Annotated in this window: 9 protein-coding genes; 6 read left to right on the forward strand and 3 right to left on the reverse strand. The window is 62.5% G+C overall.

All coding sequences use genetic code 11. The annotated features are described in order from the left end of the window. Positions 1-54: 54 nt before the first annotated feature. Positions 55-648, forward strand: a complete 594-nt coding sequence (locus FGA82_RS01070) for a hypothetical protein (RefSeq protein WP_141125713.1) — start codon at positions 55-57, stop codon at positions 646-648. On the opposite strand, the gene FGA82_RS01075 is transcribed toward FGA82_RS01070, so the two are convergent. Together FGA82_RS01075 and FGA82_RS01080 are read right to left on the reverse strand one after the other, a co-directional pair. Beyond that, on the reverse strand, positions 649-1,227 hold the full coding sequence (locus FGA82_RS01075) for a hypothetical protein (RefSeq protein ID WP_141125714.1): 579 nt from the start codon (positions 1,225-1,227) through the stop codon (positions 649-651). A 1-nt stretch (position 1,228) separates the two neighbouring features. Next, positions 1,229-2,017 (reverse strand): DUF2092 domain-containing protein, encoded by a 789-nt coding sequence (locus tag FGA82_RS01080; RefSeq protein WP_141125715.1) that lies wholly within the window; start codon positions 2,015-2,017, stop codon positions 1,229-1,231. Positions 2,018-2,267: 250 nt separating this feature from the next. Here FGA82_RS01080 and FGA82_RS01085 point away from each other — a divergent pair, with 250 nt between their 5' ends. The 5 genes from FGA82_RS01085 to FGA82_RS01105 are packed head-to-tail and all read left to right on the forward strand — an operon-like array spanning position 2,268 to position 19,357. Further along, positions 2,268-13,580, forward strand: coding sequence for a VCBS domain-containing protein (locus FGA82_RS01085; RefSeq protein ID WP_141125716.1), 11,313 nt, complete (start codon positions 2,268-2,270; stop codon positions 13,578-13,580). A 45-nt stretch (positions 13,581-13,625) separates the two neighbouring features. After that, positions 13,626-15,164, forward strand: coding sequence for a TolC family protein (locus FGA82_RS01090; protein WP_038361564.1), 1,539 nt, complete (start codon positions 13,626-13,628; stop codon positions 15,162-15,164). After that, the gene (locus FGA82_RS01095) at positions 15,145-15,918 is read left to right on the forward strand and encodes an efflux RND transporter periplasmic adaptor subunit (RefSeq protein ID WP_141125717.1); all 774 of its coding nucleotides are present in this window, start codon (positions 15,145-15,147) and stop codon (positions 15,916-15,918) included. The genes FGA82_RS01090 and FGA82_RS01095 overlap by 20 nt, the downstream gene beginning before the upstream one ends. Next, positions 15,915-17,261: an efflux RND transporter periplasmic adaptor subunit gene (locus tag FGA82_RS01100; protein WP_171057223.1), complete on the forward strand. Its 1,347-nt coding sequence runs from the start codon at positions 15,915-15,917 to the stop codon at positions 17,259-17,261. The genes FGA82_RS01095 and FGA82_RS01100 overlap by 4 nt, the downstream gene beginning before the upstream one ends. Continuing rightward, positions 17,261-19,357, forward strand: a complete 2,097-nt coding sequence (locus tag FGA82_RS01105; RefSeq protein WP_141125718.1) for an HlyD family efflux transporter periplasmic adaptor subunit — start codon at positions 17,261-17,263, stop codon at positions 19,355-19,357. Before FGA82_RS01100 ends, FGA82_RS01105 begins: the two co-directional genes overlap by 1 nt. A 9-nt stretch (positions 19,358-19,366) precedes the next feature. On the opposite strand, the gene aspT is transcribed toward FGA82_RS01105, so the two are convergent. Continuing rightward, positions 19,367-21,058 carry an aspartate-alanine antiporter gene (aspT, locus tag FGA82_RS01110; protein WP_141125719.1) on the reverse strand — a complete coding sequence of 564 codons (1,692 nt, stop codon included), beginning with the start codon at positions 21,056-21,058 and terminating at the stop codon, positions 19,367-19,369. Positions 21,059-21,065: the final 7 nt, after the last annotated feature.

The following is a 21,065-nucleotide window of genomic DNA, read 5'->3' on the forward strand; positions in this document are numbered from 1 at the left end:
TGGACGCAGATCAGCTAGCCTTGAATCCGATCGCACGTCATTCAAGGAGCCGTCATGTTCAAGTTCATCAAGACCACCGTGATCGGCGGGCTGCTGTTCATCCTGCCGCTGGTGCTGATTGTCGTGCTGATCGAAAAAGCCATCCACCTGCTGCGCGGGCCGGTCGAGAAGTTGTTGCCGATGTTCAAGGGCTATGACGTCGCGGGCGTTACACTGGTGAGTGTGGCGACGTTGTTGGGTCTGATCGTGCTGTATTTTCTCGCCGGGCTGTTCGCACGCACCTCAGCGGCAGCGCGGGCGATGGAAGCCACTGAAAACAAGCTGCTCAGCAACTTGCCGGGTTACCAGTTGTTCAAGGACACCACGGCACGCTTTGCCGGGCTGGAAAACGAGGACGGTTCCAAGGTCGGAATAATTGCCGAGGGCGAAGGCTTTCGGCTGTGTCTGATCGTCGAAAGCGTGGACGACTGGCTGACGATTTTCATGCCCGACGGTGGCCCTGCCGGCGGCACCGCCGGTGAAGTGCGGCTGGTCCCGGCCGCACACGTCATTATCACCGACCTGTCGTGGCTGACCCTGGCCACCGGGTTGCGCCGTGGCGGCCGTGGCATGTTGGCGCAAATGCAAGCCTGGGTGCCGAAAGCCTGATCAAGGCGCGTTGACCACCACATACGTCACATCACTGCCCTGATACTGCGGCTGGTACCAGGTCGAGCCGCACTGCATGTAGGCGACGTTGTAGCGAATCACCTGCACGCAACTGCTGGGCATTTGCGCCGGGGTGAAGATCGCCCCCACCACCGCTGCCGTGACCGCGACGGTTGCCGTGACCGCCGCTGCGGCCGCCAGCGGATGGTAGTGATCGTCGTAGCCATAACGGCCATGGCCGTCGACATCAATATCGACATCGCGACTGTTATCGATGTTGACGTTACGGTTTACGTTGCGATTGCTGTTGTTGACGTTCGTGCGGTTGCCGACGTTGTTGCCGGCATTGACCCGATTGCCCGAATTGACCCGATTGCCGGCGCTGACATTGTTGGTGCGCTGCGGCGCATTGATCCGCTGCGCCCGTTGCGCGTTCGGCGCCGGCGCGCGGTTGACGTTGGCGCGGGCATGTCCCTGAGCGCGTTGCCCCCGGGCATCGGCTTCGGCGACATAACCGGCGGTCAGCAGCGTGGCGGCGGCCAGCGACAACAACAGACTCCACGTCATCGACTTGTTCATGTCACTGCCCTCCCTGATCGCTGGCTTTTTTAAACGCAATCGCCACATCGCCTTTGCCCGGTTTGAAGGTGAACTGCGTGTCCGGGATGGTCGGTTTGAGGTTCCACTGATACACCGCGCTGTACTCGGGGAAGCTCTTATCGTCGGTGGTGGTGATCACCAGTTTGCACGGCAAGGGCTTGTCGGAGCGGGTCAGCCACAATTGCCAGTCGATGCCCTCCTGGCGAAACGCCAAATGGTCGCAGAGCTGGCCCTTGATGACCGACGGCCCCACGTACAGCGCAGCTTTCAAGGCATCGATCTGCGCTTGGTCACTGCCGAACAGAAACAGGTCCTCCATCGGTACCTGCACACCGTAGAAGCTCTCGACCTTGTGCAGGGTTTCCGCGACGGTGGCCGGGGCATCGACGGTGGTGTAGTACTTCAGGTACGGCGAATACTGGGTGAGCTTCTTGCCGTTATAGAAGAACTCGCGGGTGCGCACATCGCCTTCGCTTTTCGCATACAGGCGATCATGGCCGACCACTTTCAGGGTATTGGCGGACTCTGTCTTGATCTTCTGCCCGGACTCCAGAACCGTGTCGCGCGAGACTTGGGCATCGACCTGGAATTTCGGCAGGCTGCGCAGGTAGTTGCCCATGTCGATGAGCTTGTCGACCACTTGCGGGTTGATCAACGGCGCATCGTCCGTGGCCTCGGCAGCGGGCGCAGGCGGCGGGTCTTCAGCGCGGACTCCCGGCGCGAGCACCAGCGTGAACATCAGGCAGACAATACTGGCTGGGGCTTTCATCGGTTCCGCTCCTGTCCCTGCGTGGGCGTTGCGCCGCATGGGCGACTGACTGACCAGCCTAGACCTCACCCTTGCTGTGCGCCAATGCGCACAGACACACCGCGCATTGATGGCCATAGGCTGTTATCGCGCCTCGTTGCAAGTCCCTGAACTTCGCTGGAAAAGCGTAAGAAACGTCCTACGCTGAATTTGTCCGTCGCCCGGCGTCGGCACTCATTGGATGGATTCAGCAGGCAGTACGAGGCCGATCATGCAAGGTTCACGCAATGGATTGTCCGGCGCCCATTGGCGCCCGCAACGTCAGTCACTGGCGTTGGAACCGAGAATTCTGTTCGACGGCGCCGCCGCTTCGGCGGCTGCCGATCAACATCACAGCGATCCCGCCGCGCCGCCGGCCGCCGTGGATGCCCAGGTTCCTCACAGCACGCCCACCGAGGGCCGCGCCACCGAGCCTGCACCGTCTGCTGCGCGCAGCCTGCTGGTCATCGACAGCCGCATCGAAAACCGCGATCAACTGGTCGCGCAGTTGCCGGGCAATGTCACCGCGATTGTGGTGAATGTCGGCGAAGACGGTCTGGCGGCAATCTCTGCGGCGTTGGCGCAACTGGGCAAGGTCGATTCAATCCAGATCATGTCCCACGGCGCCGCCGGGCAATTCACCCTGGGCAACCGCACGGTCAGTTCGGACAACATCGACTCGCTGGGCAAGACCCTCGAACAATGGCGCAACAATCTGAGCCAAGGCGCGGACATTCAGCTCTACGGTTGCGATGTCGGCGCCGGTGCGGTCGGGCAAACCCTGGTCAGCGAACTGGCACGCTGGACCGGCGCCGATGTCGGCGCCTCCAGCAATGACACCGGCAGCAGCCAGGCCGGCGGCGACTGGACCCTGGAAACCCGGGTCGGCGATCTCGACAAGAGCATCGCCATCAGCAGCCTCGCCATGGCGCATTTCGACGGATTGCTGGCCGATGCCGCGCCGACCGCGACGGTGTCCACCGGCGGCAGCGATGTACTGCTTGGCGACCGTTTCACGTTTACCGTGAACTTCAGCAACACCTCGACCCAGGTGGGTTACGCGCCATTCATCAACCTGGCGATGCCGGTCACCGGCAAGGATGGCGACGACGGCGTCAATTTCATTTCGGCCACCTACCTTGGGCAAAACCTGATCAGCCACGTGGTGACCTTCGATGCCAATGGCAACGCCACGCATCCACTGGCCAAAGACGCCAACGGCAACTTCCTGATCATCAACGCCGCCACCTACGGCATGCGCGCCGGCGACAAACTGGTGGTGATCGAGTTGCCCTTCGCCAGCGTCACCAACCAGCAGCCGGTGATCGGCGTGCAGATCACCGCCAGCCTGAGCAATCTGGCCGACACGGCGTTTTCCAACGGCACACCCGACCTGACCATTCGCGCCAGTGGCGGCTTCGAATTCGGCAACGATGCACTGGACAACCCGACCAACGACCCGAGCCTGATCCAGGCCGGCACTGCGACCTTCGTCGTGCACCCGACGGTGATCACCGTCAGCGAAACGATCAATACCCCGGAAGGCGAAACCGCCACCGGCCCCAACTATGTGCGCACGCTGACCCTGTCGGCGACACCCGCGCCGGGCCAGACGCTGACCAACGTCGTCGTCACCCAGCCCCTGCCCGACAACATACAGGTCAACTCGATCACCCCCGGCGCTGGCGGCCGGCTGACCTCGATCACCCTGCACGACGGCACGGTGGTGACCAATGCTGCAGAAATCGCTGTGCTGATCGCGGCCAATGACGTCTATATCAATTCATTCACCGTCGCCTACGACAGCCTTACCGGCAAGACCGATACCGTGGTCGCGTTCTACGTGCCGGAAGTCGACGCCAACGGCCAGCCGGTGATCAACCCGGTCACCGGCGACGCGGTGACCGTGACCCTGGGCCCGCCGACCGCTTCCGGGCAATGGGTGCCGCTCGATCCTCGCGACGTCACCGCACCAAACACCACTATCGATTTCAGCGGCACCGGCCAGAGCACGCAGTTCATCGCCAAATCGATCACACTGCTGAAAACCGCGACGATGCAGAACGACATCGGCCACAGCGGCATCAGCCCCGGCGACACCCTGCAATACACCCTCAACCTGGCGATTTCCGACTACTTTGCCTTCGGCAAGGACTTCTTCAACGAAGGCCAACTGGTCATCCGCGACCAACTCAGCGATGGCCAGACTCTCAGCGGCACGCCGACCCTGACGGTGACGATCAACGGCGTCGCGCAGACCATCACCCTGGTCACCAGCGTGGTGAACAACGCCGATGGCAGCACCTCGATGGTGTTCGATATCGCCCAGTCGCTGCGCAATGCATTCAACAACATTCGCGGCTGGCTCAACGGCGACCTGGCCTTCGACGACACGTTGCAGGGCGCCGTGGTCGCGGTGTTGAGCTATTCGGCCATCGTCGGCCAGACCTACAAACCACCTTCAGGCAACCCGCATCCGGACATCAACGAAGGTGACGAACTGGGCAACACAGCCACGGTGGACGGCACGCTGTTGGTCGATCGCTTCAACCTGACGGGCGAGAGCGAAACCGACGGTTCCACCACCACCAGCGTGATCCCCACCAGCAACGTCGATATCAATCTGGTCGAGGTCAATAACGGCGCACCGCCGGGCAACGGTGAACTGCGCCCCGGCGATGAAGTGACCTTCGAGCTGAGCTACGACTTGATCACCGGCGATTACGAGCAGTTCAAACTCACCGCGTATCTGCCGCTGCCGCTGTTCAATGTCAGCGGGATTACCTGGGGCTCGGGCAATGATGTCGGCCAGTGGGCGCTGGGGGCGGGCAATACCAATGCCGGTGGCGTGGTCAGCGTCACCAGCTCCGACGGCAACTCGGTGGTGTTCGATTTCGGCAGCTTTGCCACCAACACCACCACCGGCAGCCGCATCGTCATTCGCTTCACGGTCCGGGTCGGCGATCAGCCATTTGCCGACCAGCGCTCGCTCGACGTCCTCGCACAATCGAGCCAGCAGACCACCCTCACCGACCGCACGCTGATTTCCTCCGACGTAGTCGCGATCGTGTCGGTCGCCGAGCCGGTGCTCAATATCAAGCACGGCGTGGTGTCCGGCTCCAACGGCACGGTGACTGGCACCAGCGGCAGCTGGAATCCACCGGGCAGTACCGGTGTGCCCTTCAATGGCAGCGTCACCGACCTTTCAGCGGTCGACGGCAACATCAGCAACATCGACGGCGCCGACCGTTTGCGCCTGGTCACGGCGATCGAAAACAGCGGTGGCGGCGGCGCGTTTGACGTCAGCACCAGCATCACCCTGCCCTCTGGCTTGAGCTTCGTCGGCGGCAGCCTGGCGGCGGCCAATCTGCAGATTTATCGCGGCGACGGCACGCTGCTGGTGTTGGGCACCGACTACAGCGTCAGCGGCAACCAGATCACCTTCCTCGATGCGGGTGGCCAGGCCAGTCTGTTGGCCGGGCGCAGCGGCACGGCGGCCGATACCAGCGGCGCCAACGTCGTGGTGATCAGCTATGACGTCGAGGTCAGCGCCACCATTGAGGCCAGTCGCAGCCTGCAATCCACCGCGACCCTGAGCAACTACGCCAGCGTCAACGACGGCACCGACTTCACCCCGACCGACCTCATCGACCTGGCCAGCCAGCAGATTGCCGCGCCGGTCATCAGCAAAGTCTTTGCCGACGGCACACTGGACAATGGCGACTCCAGCGCCAGCCACACCAATGGCAGCGATCTGGTGGTCGGCGAAAGCATGCGCTACGACATCGTCATCACCCTGCCCGAAGGCACCACGCAAAACCTGCGCATCGAAGACCTGATTCCACCGGGCATGCGCCTGGACACCAGTTTCAACGGTGGCCTCGGCTACCAGATCATCACCACTCGCGCCGGCAGTGGCGCGCTCGGCGCCGATTTCGCCGGCAGCGTGCTGGTCGGTGGTTTCGCCGGAATTGGCGGCGCACTGGGGGGCGACGGTGTCGATGGACGCTGGACTTTCAGCGTCTCCAGCGTGTCGGCGGACAACCAGACCGGCAACAACACCTTCGTGATTCGTCTGCAACTGGTGGCCAACAACGTGATTGCCAACCAGGCCAACGTCTCACTGCAAAACAATGCGCAGTTGGTTTACAACGACCCGGATGGCGACACGCCGAACGGCGCGGTGGCGCTGGATCGCAACGTTGCCCTGAGCGGTGGCCAGCCGACGGTGACCGTGCGCGAGCCGACCCTGCAAATCAATCAGGTGATCACCTCGACCTCCGGCCTGGGCGGTTATGACCAGGGCGACACGGTGACTTTCAATATCACTCTCACTAACGGCAATGGCAGCACCGATTTCAGTGCGTTCGACATCAGTTTCCTCGACACCCTGCCGACTCAACTCAGCAACGTCACGCTGGTCGGCGTGCTGTATCAGAACGGCGCGACCAACAATGGCGGGGTTGCTTTCGAAATCGTCGGCGGCCAGTTGCGCACGGCCAGCGGCGCCAATATCGACATCGCCAAGGGCGGCAGCATCGTTTTGCAACTGAGCGGCATCGTCAACGCCAGCGCCGCCGCCCTGTCGAACATCGCCAACGTTGCCAGTGTGCAATGGACCAGCCTCGACGGCGGCAATGCTGGCGAGAGAACCGGCATCGACGGCGTGCTCAATGGCGGCACCCTCAACGATTACCGCAATCTGTCGACGTTGCTGATTCCTGTGGCCCAGGCCATCGAAATCTCCCGTGTCGGTGGCCTGCCGGACACGGCGGCGCCCAACCCGACCACCACCACCGTCGAACAAGTCACCGTCGGCGAAGTGATTCGCTACCGCGTGGTGGTGCTGGTGCCCGAGGGCAACAACCCCAACTATCAAGTGCAGATCACTCTAGCCAACGGCTTGCAGTTCATTTCCCCGGATGCGCTGGTCAATGCCCTGCGCATCGCGTTCATTTCCAACGGCGGGCTGAGCAGTGATGCCAACCTGATCGTCGGCGGCACGCTGAACATCAACGGCAACGAAAACAGCCCTGAGGCCCTGCCGATCACTGCGGATCTGTCCGGGCTGGCGCCGCAAGGCATCTTCGACCCGAGCCGGCTGACCGTTATCACCAACCCCGATGGCAGCCAAGTGGTGACGTTCAATCTCGGCAACGTGGTCAACGGCAATGGCGACGACGCCGATCTGGAAGGTATCTCTATCGAGTTCAACGTGCGTGTGACCAACATCGCCGCCAACATAGCTGGCGCGCAACTGGCGGTGACCGCGCAGGAAATCGTCAACGGTGCCGGGCGTGCGGTCAGTGACACGGTGTTTGAACGGGTGGTTGAACCGAGCTTCAGCGGCCTCGACAAGCAGATCGTCACCTTCAACCCGAACCCGAGCGGCAGCACCGGCAACGCCACGGTGCAACTGAGCTTCACCCAGAACGGCGGGTTGCCGGCGTTCGATGCGCGCGTCAGCGACGGCTTTGCCGGCGGCAGCAATTACACCCTGCTCAGCGTCAGCATCAATGGCGTGAGTTACGGCCCGAGCAACCTGCCGACGGGCATCAGCTTCAGCACCAGCGGCGGTTTGAGCGTCAACTTCGATCAACTGGATGTCGGCGCGCAGATTCAGGTGCGCTACTCGGTCGACCTGCCGAACTCGACGATTGTCGCCAGCAGCAACGCAACGCTGACCTGGAGCAGCCTGCCTGAAGACTTCACCAGTTGGGGCGGCAACAGCGTAGGGGTTGATGGCACCGCCACCGGCGAACGCGATGGCAGCGCCGTCGGCCCGAACCAGTACATTTTGCGCGATACCGCCGGGCTCGGCGTGATCACCGGCACCTTGTGGAACGACACCGCCAGCCCGACCGCCAGCGCCACACCGGACGGCGCCGGCCTGGCCGGGCAAACCGTGACCCTGACCTGGGCCGGCGCCGACGGGCGCCTCGACACCACGGCCGACAACCTGCAATTCACCACCACAACCGATGCCAACGGCCAGTACCGCTTTGGCGTGTTGCCGCTGGGCGTGTTCCGTATCGATGTGCCGGCGGGTCTGGTCAGTTATCCGCAACCGCTGGGTGATTTGCGCGTGCGCGTCGACAGCGACGCCGGCACCCTCGGCCAGATCACCATCACCCTGGGCGACGCCGACACGCAAAGCGCCAACGCCGGTTACGTCGAACAGAACGACGCGCCGGTCAACACCCTCCCCGGCACGCAAAACGGCCTGGAAGACGTGGTGCTGAATATCGGCGGCATCAGCGTCGCCGATGTCGATGCCGACCGTGATCCGAACGTCAATGACCGCGCCATCAGCGTCATTCTCACGGTCACTCACGGGACACTGTTCCTCGGCGCGACAGTGCCTGGCGTCACGGTCAGCGGGGCCAATACCGCGAGCATGACCCTGACCGGCAACCTCGCCGACATCAACACCGCGCTGGCCAGCCTGCAATATCTGGGCAATGCCAACTTCAATGGCACCGACACCCTCACCGTGCTCAGCAATGACCGGGGCAACTACGGCGATGCCGACGGCGAGGGCATTCCCGGCACTGCAGCTGATGCACTGACCGACACCGACACCCTGCAAATCATCCTCGCCGCCGTCAATGACAACCCGGTCGGCGTCAACGACAGCGCCACGGCTTTGGAGGCTGGCGGCAGCAACAACGCCTCCGCCGGTATCGACCCGCGCGGTAATGTGCTGAGCAACGACACCGACGTCGACATCGCCACCAACGCCGACCAACTGCACGTGGTTTCGGTCGGCCCCGGCGCCGGCATTCAGACGCCGGTGCTTGGTGTCACCGTGATCAATGGCCTGTACGGTCAGTTGGTGATTGGCAGCAACGGTTCGTATCAATATGTCGTCGATAACAACAATGCGGCCGTGCAGGCCTTGCGCGTGTCGGGCCAGACCTTGCAGGACAACTTCAATTACGTCCTCGCGGACCTTGCCGGTGAGACTTCGACGGCCACGCTGACGGTCACCTTGCAGGGTGCCAACGACACGCCGCAGGGCATCGACGATGACGGCGTGGCCATCGAGGCCGGCGGTGTCAACAACGGCACACCGGGCAGCGATGCCTCCGGTAATGTGTTGACCAATGATCAGGACGTCGACAGCGCCGCCAATGGCGAAACCCGCACCGTGACCGGCATCCGCCCGGTGGCCGAGGCCGGTTCTGGCAATTTCACGGCTGTCAGCGGCGCTACGGCGATTGCCGGGCTCTACGGTACGTTGACCATCAATCCCGATGGCACTTACAGCTATGTGGTCAACAACAGCAACGCCACGGTTCAGCGGCTCAGCGCCGGTCAACAACTGGTCGAATTCTTCAGCTATCGGCTGACCGATACCGGCGGACTGGACGATGTCGCGCAACTGCGCATCGTCATCCAAGGTGCCAACGACAACCCGGTAGCCAGCGATGATGCGGCGTCGGCACAAGCCGCGTCGAGCAACGGCACAGCCTCGGAAAGCAATCCGAGCGGCAACGTGATTCAGTTCCCTAGCCGTCCCGGGCCAATCACCCAGCCCGGCGGCAACGGCATCGATCAGGACGTCGATGCCAATGACCAGCCGAGCAGCCAGTTGCTGGTCAATGGCGTGATCAACAAAAGCGAAGCCAGTTACAACCCGGCCGTCGACGTGCTGAGCGGTGTGGCCAACGGCACCACCTCAGCCAACGGAACCTTGGTGGCAGGCCTTTACGGCACCTTGCGCATCGGCGCCGATGGCTCGTTCTTCTATGACGTCGACAGTACCAACGCGGCGGTCCAGGCCTTGGCGCCAGGGCAGACATTGACCGAGTTCTTCACCTACCGCGTGACCGACACCACCGGCCTCACCGACACCGCGCAACTGGTGATTACCGTGCACGGCGTCAACGATCCACCCGTGGCGCAAAACGTCATCGCCGTCGCTACCGAAGCCGGCGGGATCAACAACCTGACGCCGGGCGTCAACCCTTCGGGCGACGTCACGGCCAACGATACCGACCCCGATGGCGATCCGTTAACGGTCACGCTGATCAAGTCCGGTGCGAGCGGCGACCCGGGCACACCGATTGCGGTGAATCTCGGCGGCACGGTGATTGCCGGGCTGTACGGCACGCTGACGATTTTCCCCGACGGCAGCTACGTCTATGAAGTCGATAACAGTAACCCTGACGTTCAGGCGCTGCGGCGCAGCGTCGATCTGCTCTCGGAACGTTTCACCTACACCGTCAGCGATGGCGTCGGCGCGACTCCGGAAATCGACACCGCCGAAATCATCGTGCTGATCCGCGGGCAGAACGACAACCCGCTGGCCAATGACGACTCAGGCGTGGCCATTGAGGCCGGTGGCTTGAACAACAGCCAGCCCGGCCAGGACCCCACCGGCAACGTGCTGGATAACGACAGCGACGTCGACGGCGGCGAAGTCCCCGGCGACCTGCCCAATTACGACTATGGCGAGACCCGCGCGGTGTCCTCGGTGCGCACTGGCAGCGAAGCCGCAACCGGTACGGCCGGCGCCCTCGGCACCGAGTTGCGCGGCACCTATGGCTGGCTGACCCTGAATGCTGACGGCAGCTACAGCTATCGCCTCGACAACAGCATGGCGGCGGTTCAAGCCTTGCGCGCCGGCAACACATTGCTCGACGCGTTCAGTTACGAAGTCATCGACGCGACCGGTGCCACCGATCGCGCCACGTTGAACATCAGCATTCAAGGGCGCAACGACACGCCAATCGCGCAGAACGACAGCAACACTGCGGTCGAAGCCGGTGGTGCGAACAACGCCACGCCGGGCACTGATCCGAGCGGCAATGTGTTGAGCAACGACACGGATGTCGACGGCAACGGCGAAGTGCTCAGCGTGATCGGCGTCAATCAGGGCTCGTCTGTCGGCCTGATCGGCAGCGCTTTCAATGGCACCTATGGCCGGTTGACCCTGAACGCCGACGGCAGCTACAGCTATCAGGTCGACAACCTCAATCCGCAGGTCCAGGCACTGCGCAGCAATGCCGACAGCCTCACGGAAACCTTCACCTATCAGATCCGCGACCTCGCCGGCGCCACCAGCAGCGCCACCCTGACTATCACCATTCGCGGGGCCAACGACAACCCGATCGCCAGCGACGACAGTGCCGTGGCAGTCGAGGCCGGCGGCACGTTCAACGGCACGCCAGGGGTCAATCCGAGCGGTAACGTGCTGAGCAACGACAACGATGTCGATGCCAACGACGCCAAACTGGTCACCGGTATCCGCACGGGCAGCGAAGCGGCCGGCGGTACCTTCACCAGCGTTGTCGGCGCACAGACCTTCAACGGTTTGTACGGCACGCTGACCGTCAACACCGACGGCACTTACAGCTACGTGGTCAACAACAACCTCGCCGCCGTGCAGGCGCTGAAAGTCGGCGATTCGCTGGTGGAAACCTTCACCTATCGCCTGCGCGACATCGCCGGGGCCACCGACACTGCGCAACTGAGCATTCGCATCGACGGCGCCTGGGATGCGCCGGTCGCGGCCAACGATACCGTGCTGGCCGTGGCGGACAACGGCAACGGCAACGGCGTCAACCCGAGCGGCAACGTGCTGCCCAATGACACCGACGTCGACCAGGGTGACAGCAAGACCGTCACCGGCATTCGTTTCGGCACGGAAGACGCCGGCGGCAGTCTGGCCGGGGTCACGGCTGGCACCGACAACAGCAACGGCACGCTGATCAACGGCCTCTACGGGCAGTTGATCATCGGCGCCGATGGCAGCTTCACCTATAACCTCGACTCGAACAATGCGGCGGTGCTGGCTTTGGGGCCGCTGCAATTTCTCAATGAGCGCTTTACCTATCAGGTCAGCGACCGTGGCGGGCAGAACGATCTGGCGGAAATCCACATCATCATTCGCGGGCGCAACATTGCACCGGTGGCCAATACCGACACAGCGACGGCGATCGAGGCCGGTGGCAGCAATAACGATCAACCCGGTTTCAACCCCGGCGGCAATGTGCTGGACAACGACACCGACGCCGAAAGCGATCCGCTGTCGGTGATCGGCATTCACACCGGCACCGTCACCGCAATCGGCACGGTCGGCAGCGTCGGCACCTCGTTGCGCGGGTTGTATGGCGACTTGCTGATCAATGCCGACGGCAGCTACACCTACACCGTCGACAACAACCTTGCTGCCGTACAGGCCTTGCGTCAGAGCGGCCAGGCCCTGAATGAAGTGTTCACCTACACCATCGTCGATCGCTGGGGCGACACCAGCGCCGCCGAATTGCGCATCACCGTCGATGGCCGCAACGATACGCCGATCGCCGCCGATGACAGCGCCACGGCGATCGAAGCCGGAGGCGTCAACAACGGCACGGCGGGCAGCAACGCCACGGGCAACGTGCTGGACAACGATACGGACGTCGACAGCGTGGCCAATGGCGAAGGCAAACAGGTGCAAAGCGTCAGCAATCAGGCCGGCCAGTCAACCGGCGCCGGGCAAGTGTTGATCGGCCTCTACGGGCAACTGACGTTGAACGCCGATGGCAGCTACACGTACGTCATCGACAACGACAATCCCGTGGTCCAGGCCTTGCGCACGGCGGGCGAAACCCTCAGTGAAACCTTCACCTACCGCATGGTCGACACGGCCGGCGCGACCTCGGGTGCGCGTTTGACCGTGGTGATTCAGGGTGCGAACGATGCTCCGATCGCACAAAACGACAGCGGTTTTGCCAGCGATCAGTCCCCTGCCCCGCAAACCACCGGCAACGTGCTGCCCAACGATGGCGACGTCGACGGCAATGACAGTCTGGTGGTGGTCGGCGTACGCACCGGCGCCGAGTCGGGTTCCGGTGCGGCAGGCGTGATTGGCCAGCCGATCATTGGCTTGTACGGAACACTGGTACTGAACGCCGACGGCAGTTACACCTACACCATCGATCAGAACAACCCTTCCGTACTCGCCGCCGCCGGCCTCGGGCAGATTCTGCGCGACGTGTTCACCTACACGATCAACGACCGTGCCGGCGCCAGCGATCAGGCCGAACTGGTGATTACCCTCGACATCGCCACGCCGTTCATACCGGCACCGGGCGGCAACAACTTCGAACGTGACCCGAACACCCTGAACCGCAATTTCCTGATCCCTGATCCGCAGCCGGCGGTGTTTGTCACACCGGTGGTCGAGCGCGCCGCTGAAATCTCCGAACTCTCGGCCTGGGGCGTCGATGGCAGCAACCTGCGGCTGGCGGCGGTCGGTGAGTTCACCAGCGAATCAGTGGGCAACGGTCTGGGCCTGGTGCCGGGGCAATTCGTCGCGCAAGCGGTGCGTACCAGCCGCCTCGAAAGCGAACTGGACCTGCTGTGGATTCAGGGGCGTCAGGGCCGCACCGGTTTGAGCGCCGATGGCTTGTTGAGCGACCCGTCGCTGTTCACCTTGAACCCGGCCGACCTGACACACAACCCGGCACACGCAGAAAAGCCTCATGAAAAACCACGGGCCAAGGGCTTCAGCGCGCAATTGCGCGATGCAGCGCAACGACGCACGCCACGGTAAAGCGGTCGACCTGAAGAAAAATTCGAAGAATGCAAAGGAATGAACATGCGCCTACACGCGAACCGGCTTCTCAGTACCGCCATCGCTTCTGCACTGTTGCTCAGTGCTTGCTCATCAACGGAGCCGAAACCCTCCACAGACGAAGAAAACCGTCAACGGATCATTGCCGACCAGTCACGCATGTATTCCGGTCAGGAGCCGGTCACCGCACCGATCACCTTTTACGAAGCCGCCGCGCGGGCCCTGAAATACAACCTCGACTACCGCCTCAAACTGATGGAAAGCGCGCTGGCCTCGGACCTGCGCGATGTTTCCAGCCATGAAATGCTCCCGCGTCTGGTCGCCTCGGCCGGGTATGCCGGGCGTGACAACGATTCCGGCGGCACCTCGATCGGCATCGAAGACCGTCAGGTCAGCTTGCGTCCATCGACCTCGGAAGAGCGCTATCGCGAAGTCTACGGTCTGGGTTTGAGCTGGAGTCTGCTGGATTTCGGCGTCGCGTATTACCGCACGCAGCAGAAATCCGACCAGATCCTCATGGCCGAAGAGCGTCGGCGCAAAGTCGCGCAGAACGTGCTGCAGGACGTGCGTAACGCTTATTGGCGAGCGCTCGGCGCTCAGCGTTTGATGCCGGAAGTCGACAAGCTGTTGATGCGCACCCACACCGCGCTGACCTCGGCCCGCCAAGCGGAAACCCGTGGCCTGCTACCGCGTCAGGAAATCCTCGCTTATCAGCGGGCGCTGCTCGACTCGATCTACCTGCTGACCGTGCGCCGTCAGGATCTGGAGTTCGCTCAAGCCGAGCTGTCGGCGCTGATGTCGCTGCCGCCGGGTTCGAAAATGATCCTCGCCGACATGCCCGACCCGCCGCTGCCGGAAGTGCGTCAGAGCATGGCGCGGCTCGAACAGCTGTCGTTGGAAAATCGCCCGGAAATCATGGAAGAGTGGTACCGCAAACGCGTCAATCAAAAGGATCTGGAGATCGCCAAGGCGCAGCTGTGGCCGAATGTCAGCGTCGATTTTGGCTACAAGTACGATTCCAACAAATACCTCTACAACAACGACTGGATGAGCACCGGTCTGCAAGTGTCGATGAACCTGATTCGTCTGCTGCAACTGCCGTCACTGAACGCGGCGGAAAAATCCCAGAGTGAAACCGACGACACCCGGCGCGTGGCGCTGTCGATGGCGATTCTCACCCAAGTGCGGGTCGGCACCCTGCGCTATCAACTGGCGCGGCAGGAGGTCGAGTTTGCCGAAGACAGCCTGCGCGTCGATCGCAGCCTGCTCGACTACGCCCAAGCGGCGAAAACCGGTGCGCTGGGCTCGGAACTGGAAGTGATTCGCTCCGAGGGACGTTATCTGCTCTCGCGTTATCAGCGTGAAGCGGCGTTCTCCAGTGCGCAGGCCGCATGGGGGCGGATGTACAACTCGGTCGGGCTGGACGTGCTGCCCAAGGAAATCTCGCAACACGACATCAAGACCCTGGCCCGGGAGATCCAGCGCACCTTGAACGAACAAGAACAACAACGTCTGCTCGCTGCCACTTCGCAAGGAACGCCGAATGCGCAAAATCGCCCTTGAGTGCCGTTTCGGGGCCCTGCTGTTGGCCAGTCTGATCCTGCCCGTCCACGCCGAAGACAGCCCGTCGGCCACAGCTCTGGAAAGTGCCAGTGCGATTCGTGTGTTGCTCGCCGCCGAACTGGAAACCACCCTCTCCAGCCAGATGGCCGGCACCCTCGGTGAACTGAAAGCCGGGTTCGGCGAACAGGTCGCCAAGGCCGAATTGCTCGCGCGTTTCAACTGCAATGAAGCCGAAGCGCGCTCAAAAGTCGCCGCAGCGGAACTGGCCATGGCCAAACAGAACCTGCAAGCGAAACAGCAATTGCGTCAGCTCAACGCGGTCGGCGATATCGAAGTGTCGATGGCCAATACTGAAGTGCAAAAAGCGGATGGCGCGCGGGCCATGGGCGCGGCGCAAAGTAGTTACTGCCAAGTGCTCGCGCCGTTTTCCGGGCGTGTGGCCAAGGTTTACGTCAAGCCTTACCAAACCGTCTCGGCCGGTACGCCGCTGTTCGATCTGGTCAGTGACGGCGCATTGAAAGTACGCCTGAACGTGCCTTCGAATCTGCTCAAAGACCTCAAACCCGGCTTGCCGCTGCAGGTCAGCATCCATGAAACCGGCAAGACCTACCCGGCCCATGTCAGCGGCATCAATTCACGGGTCGATGCAGTAGCACAAACCGTTGAACTGGAAGCGAAGCTCGACAACAAGTACCCCGACTTGATGGCCGGCATGAGCGGCACCGCGCAGTTCGAGCAAGACGCGCGCCCATGACCATGAACGAGCCGTTGCCGCACCCTCACCTGCTGCTCGAACTCGATGCGCTGCGTGATAAAGCCATGGCCGCTGACTCGCTGAACAGCCTGGCGTTCAGCATGGCCAACGACCTGTACCCGTTGCTACCGTTTCATCAGGCGCTGGTGTTTGCCCAGCGTGAATCCTCATTGGAATTGCTCAACGTCTCTGGTCTGTCACGGCCCAGCGAAGATTCGCCCTATCTGGTGTGGCTGCGCCGTGCCAGTCGTTGGGTCGCGGCGCAAGTGCCCGATGCTGAGCCGGTATGGCTCGCTCAGGAAACCGCCGCGCCGCCAGCGGACATCGCCGAGGGCTGGAACGAATGGTGGCCGTCGGGGCTGTGGTGCATTCCGCTGCAGGATCGCGACAATCAACGGCTTGGCGTGTTGATCCTGTTGCTGGAGCAAGAACCGCCGGGCGTGTTGTGGCAACACCTCAAAGGTTTGGTCGCGACCTGGGCGTATTGCTGGTCGGCGCTGACTCGGCGCAAGCGTTTCAGTCGCTGGCGACCCAATCGCAAGCAACTGCTGCTCGCGGCGATTGTACTTGGCGCCCTGCTGTTATTGCCGGTACGCCAGAGCGCATTGGCGCCGACGGAAATCGTCTCGCGCCAGGCGCAGATCATCAGCTCGCCAATCGATGGTGTGATCGAAAAGATTCAGGTTCGGCCCAATCAACCGGTGGACGCCGGCACGCCGCTGTTTTCCCTCGATGAAACCACCCTGCGCAGCCGCGCCGAAGTGCTCGGCAAGGAAGTTGCGGTGGCCGATGCCGAATTGCAGGCGGCCAGTCAGCGCGCGTTCGACAACCCGCAAAGCAAAAGTGAACTGACCTTGCTTGCCGGGCGCGCGCAGCAACGGCGAGCGGAGCTGGCGGCGGTGCAGGCGCAACTCAAACGCACGCAAGTGCTGTCGCCACGCGGCGGCGTCGCGGTGTTCAGCGATCCCAATGACTGGCTGGGCAAACCGGTCGTGACTGGCGAACGCATCATGCAAGTGGCTGACCCGTCGCAACCGGCCATGCTGATTCAATTGGCCGTGGCCGACGCGATTGCCTTGGAACCGGGCGCAGAAGTGACATTGTTCCTCACCGCCTACCCGCTGACCCCACTCAAAGGGCAGATCCTCGAAACCAGCTACCAGGCACGCCCCAGCGATGAAGGTGTGGTCGCTTATCGCTTGCTCGCCAGCATCGAGGGCGCCCCGGAGCACGCGCGCCTCGGCCTGCACGGCACAGCGAAGATCTATGGCGGAAGGGTCATGCTCGGTTATTACCTGCTGCGCCGACCCTTGGCGACGCTGCGTGCGTGGAGTGGCTGGTAATGCTCGACCCAGCCGATCTGCCGGTGCCGCCGCTGCGCGAAGACTTGCGCCTGAGCGAAGCGGCCCACGGCAGCAACGGCGAACCGGCGTGGGTGATTCAGGACACGGTGATCAACCGTTTCTACCGTATCGGCTGGCTGGAATTCGAGTGCCTGCTGCGCTGGGGTCAGTCGCCACGCGTTATCAGCGAGCAAATTGCCGACGACACCGCGCTGAAACCGGATGTCGAGCAAGTCCTCGATTTCCGCCAGTTTCTCGAACAACATCAATTGCTGCGCGCCGGTCCCGCCGCGCTGGAGCGATTGAAGGATAAAAGCGAGCAAGGCAGTTGGCTGACGTGGCGCTGGTGGCTGCACCACTACCTGTTTTTCCGCATTCCGCTGCTACGCCCGCAACAGCCGTTGCAGGTGTTGACACGAGCGCTGGGCTGGCTGTTTCATCCGCTCACCGGGATTGTGGTGCTGAGCCTGAGCCTGCTCGGGATCATTCTGGTGTTGCAGCAATGGGATGTGTTCACCAGCGCGGTGGTCGAATCGTTTTCCACCGAGGGCCTGTTCAGTTTTGCCCTGGCGCTGATCGTCGCGAAAACCCTGCATGAACTCGGCCATGCCTTGGTCGCGACGCGATTGGGCTTGCGCGTCGGGCACATGGGCATCGCGTTTGTGGTGATGTGGCCGATGCTCTACACCGACACCGGCGAGAGCTGGAAACTCAGCCGTTCACGGCAGCGACTGGCCATCGCTTCAGCGGGGATCGTGACCGAGTTGTCGCTGGCCGGACTGTCGACGCTGGGCTGGGCTTTGTGTGATCCGGGCGCGTTGCGCAATGCGTTGCTGTATCTGGCGACCACCAGTTGGTTGCTGTCACTGGCGCTGAATGCCAGTCCGTTCATGCGTTTCGATGGCTACTTCATTCTTTCCGACCTGCTGGACTTTCCCAACCTGCACGAACGTGCCTCGGCACTGGCACGCGTGACGTTGCGGCGTAATCTGCTCGGTTTGCAGGAGGACTGGCCGGAAACCTTTCCGAGCGGCCAACGGCGTTTGCTGGTGACCTTCGCGATCATCACGTGGATTTATCGGCTGGTGCTGTTTCTGGGGATCGCGCTGGCGGTCTATCTGTTTTTCTTCAAGGTCCTGGGGATTTTCCTGTTCATGGTCGAACTGTCATGGTTTATCGCCCTGCCCGTCATGCGCGAGTTGGGCCACTGGTGGAAAAACCGCGCGGCGATTCCGAGCCGGCGCAAAGTGGCATTCTATGTCGGGCTGCTGGTTGTTCTGGTGGGCTTGGCGATCCCGTGGCGTACGCAGATCGATGCGGTGGGCGTGGCCCGTGCCGAACACCAGTTGCGCGTGTATGCGCCCTACCCGGCGCGCTTGCAATCGATTCACCCGGGCGGTCCGGTCAAGGCTGGGGAAACCCTGATCACCCTCGATGAGCCGGACATCGCCTCACGCCTGCAATCCAGCGAAGCCAATGCCCGCAGTTATGAGGCGCGGCTGTCCGGGCTGATCGCCGATCCCGGCGGCCTGGCCGAAGACGCCGTGACTCGCCAGCGCCTGAACGTGCAGTTCGAAGAAGCCCGCGCCGCGCGCTCGGAAATCGCCCGGCTGAACCTGCAAACGCCGTTTGCCGGGGTGTGGCTGGACGTCAATCCCGATTGGAAACCGGGGCAATGGGTCGGTCGTCAGGAGTCGCTGGGCATGCTGATTGATCCGCGCAGTTGGCAGGTCGACGCTTATGTCGCGCAGGATCAGGTGCACCGCATGGCCACCGGGGATCACGTGCGTTTCTATGCCGATGGCCAGACCACGCCGCTGTCCGGCCGGGTCGTGCAGATCGGCAGCACCCGCGCCAGTCAGCTGTCGCACCGCATGTTGTCGTCACGCTTTGGCGGTCCGGTGCCGACGACCAATGCCGAACATGCACTGATTCCGAGCAATGCGCTGTTTCAGGTATTGATCCAGCTCGATGAGCCGCTGCCGAGCCTGCGTGAAACCCGCGGGCATCTGAAGATTGAGGGTGAGCGGCGAAGTTTGCTCGCCGACGGCGCTACTCATGTGCTGGCGGTACTGATGCGCGAAAGTGGTTTCTGACAATCCGCTCTAGCCAGCAACCACGAAGATGATAATCGGCCCGCACACCGCCAGCAGCACATTGGAAATCGCATAGCACACGGTGAAACCGATCACCGGCGTGTTACTCCCCGACTGCTCGATGATCTTGTTCATCGACGCCGCTTCCGTCTGCGCGCCGGCCAAGGCACCGAACAGAATCATCGGGTGCAAGCGCAGCACATAGCGACCGAAATACAAGGCCACCAGTGGCGGCAAAATCGTCACCACCGCGCCGGACAGCAGCAATGCCAGCCCCTGCTCCTTCATTGCGGCAAACGCCGCCGGCCCGGCGAGCAAGCCGACCACGGCGCCGAACGCGGTCAGGCCAAACTCGGAAAACGCCCATTGCGCCGCGGGCGGCAGCGCGCCGATTTCCGGGTGGCGCGAGTTGTACCAGCCAATCACCAGCGCGGCGACCAACACCCCGCCGCCGATGCCCAGTTCCACCGGGATCATGCCGACATGGGTCGAGAGCAGTCCCAACAGTGAGCCCAGTACCATGCCCAGGGTGTGCATGGCGATGTCACTTTTGTAGTTGTTCTTGCGGATCCGCCCCAGGCGTTTGGCGATGGCTTCGACACTGGCCGTGCGCCCGGTCAATGTCAGCACGTCGCCACGGCGTAACACCGTGTTCGGCAGCAAGGGCAGTTCGTAGCCCTGCCGGGAGATGGTGTTGACGAAGCACCCCAGGCGCCCATCGCTGGCCAATCGGGTTTTCGCTTCATGAATGGTTGTGCCGGCAAACTCCGCCGAGGTCAGCACAATATCCACTTCGCGCGTCGGGAATGACAAGGACTCGGGATGATCGATCTCCGGCCCGACCCAGTGACTCAACGTGCCCACCGCGTCGCGCAAGGCATACACGCCCACCACATCGCCGGCCATCAGCACGAAGTGTTCATCGCGCTCGATGATTTGCCCGGCCCGCACCACACGCTCCACCGTCAATGAGTCATGCAGCTTTTCAAAATCGATGATGCGCTGGCCATCCGCCTGGCCATTGCTCGCCACTTGGTGAGCCCGCACGACGATGCGCGTGTAAGGCACGGTGATCGCCTCTTCTTCCTTGGCGATGCCCAGTTCCAGCTCCAGTTCACGCGCCGATTCGCGCAGATTCACCCCGAGCAGTTTCGGTGCGATGCTGCCGACAAACACGATCAAGCCGATGGTGCCGAACAGGTAGGTAATGGCGTAAGCAATCGCCATGTGGCTGTTGAGTTGCGCCTTGGCTGCGGCATCAATCGTCAGTTGATTGATCGCGCTGGTCGCGGTGCCCATGATCGCCGTGTCGGTCAGCGCACCGGCACCCAGGCCTGCGGTGAACCCGGCGTCGAAATCGAACACCGAGTACATCAGTAGAATCGCCCCCAGCGCGGTGGCGCACAGCACCACTGAGAGCAGCACCAGTTTCAGTGTGCCGCGATTGAGGCTGCCGAAAAACTCCGGGCCACTCTTGAACCCGACGGCGTAGATGAACATCACGAAAAACACTGACTTCAGGCCCGCCGGCACTTCCAGACCGATCTGCCCGATCAGCAAACCCATCAGCAGCGCACCGGCCACCGAGCCGAGGTGGAAGCTGCCGATGTGAATCCGGCCGATAAACACGCCCAGGGCAATCGCCAGGAACACCGCGATTTCCGGGTCGGTGCGCAAGGCGTGCAGGATGAATTCGAGCATGGGGCGA

The sequence above is a fragment of the Pseudomonas fluorescens genome (genome assembly GCF_005938625.1).
In the GTDB taxonomy this organism is placed as follows: Bacteria; Pseudomonadota; Gammaproteobacteria; order Pseudomonadales; family Pseudomonadaceae; genus Aquipseudomonas; species Aquipseudomonas fluorescens_BD.

Coding starts and splice junctions, on each gene's coding strand:
- FGA82_RS01080 (WP_141125715.1), bottom strand. CDS start 2,017: ATGAAAGCCCCAGCCAGTATTGTCTGCCTGATGTTCACGCTGGTGCTC.
- FGA82_RS01095 (WP_141125717.1), top strand. CDS start 15,145: ATGCGCAAAATCGCCCTTGAGTGCCGTTTCGGGGCCCTGCTGTTGGCC.
- FGA82_RS01075 (WP_141125714.1), bottom strand. CDS start 1,227: ATGAACAAGTCGATGACGTGGAGTCTGTTGTTGTCGCTGGCCGCCGCC.
- FGA82_RS01090 (WP_038361564.1), top strand. CDS start 13,626: ATGCGCCTACACGCGAACCGGCTTCTCAGTACCGCCATCGCTTCTGCA.
- FGA82_RS01070 (WP_141125713.1), top strand. CDS start 55: ATGTTCAAGTTCATCAAGACCACCGTGATCGGCGGGCTGCTGTTCATC.
- FGA82_RS01085 (WP_141125716.1), top strand. CDS start 2,268: ATGCAAGGTTCACGCAATGGATTGTCCGGCGCCCATTGGCGCCCGCAA.
- FGA82_RS01105 (WP_141125718.1), top strand. CDS start 17,261: ATGCTCGACCCAGCCGATCTGCCGGTGCCGCCGCTGCGCGAAGACTTG.
- aspT (WP_141125719.1), bottom strand. CDS start 21,058: ATGCTCGAATTCATCCTGCACGCCTTGCGCACCGACCCGGAAATCGCG.
- FGA82_RS01100 (WP_171057223.1), top strand. CDS start 15,915: ATGACCATGAACGAGCCGTTGCCGCACCCTCACCTGCTGCTCGAACTC.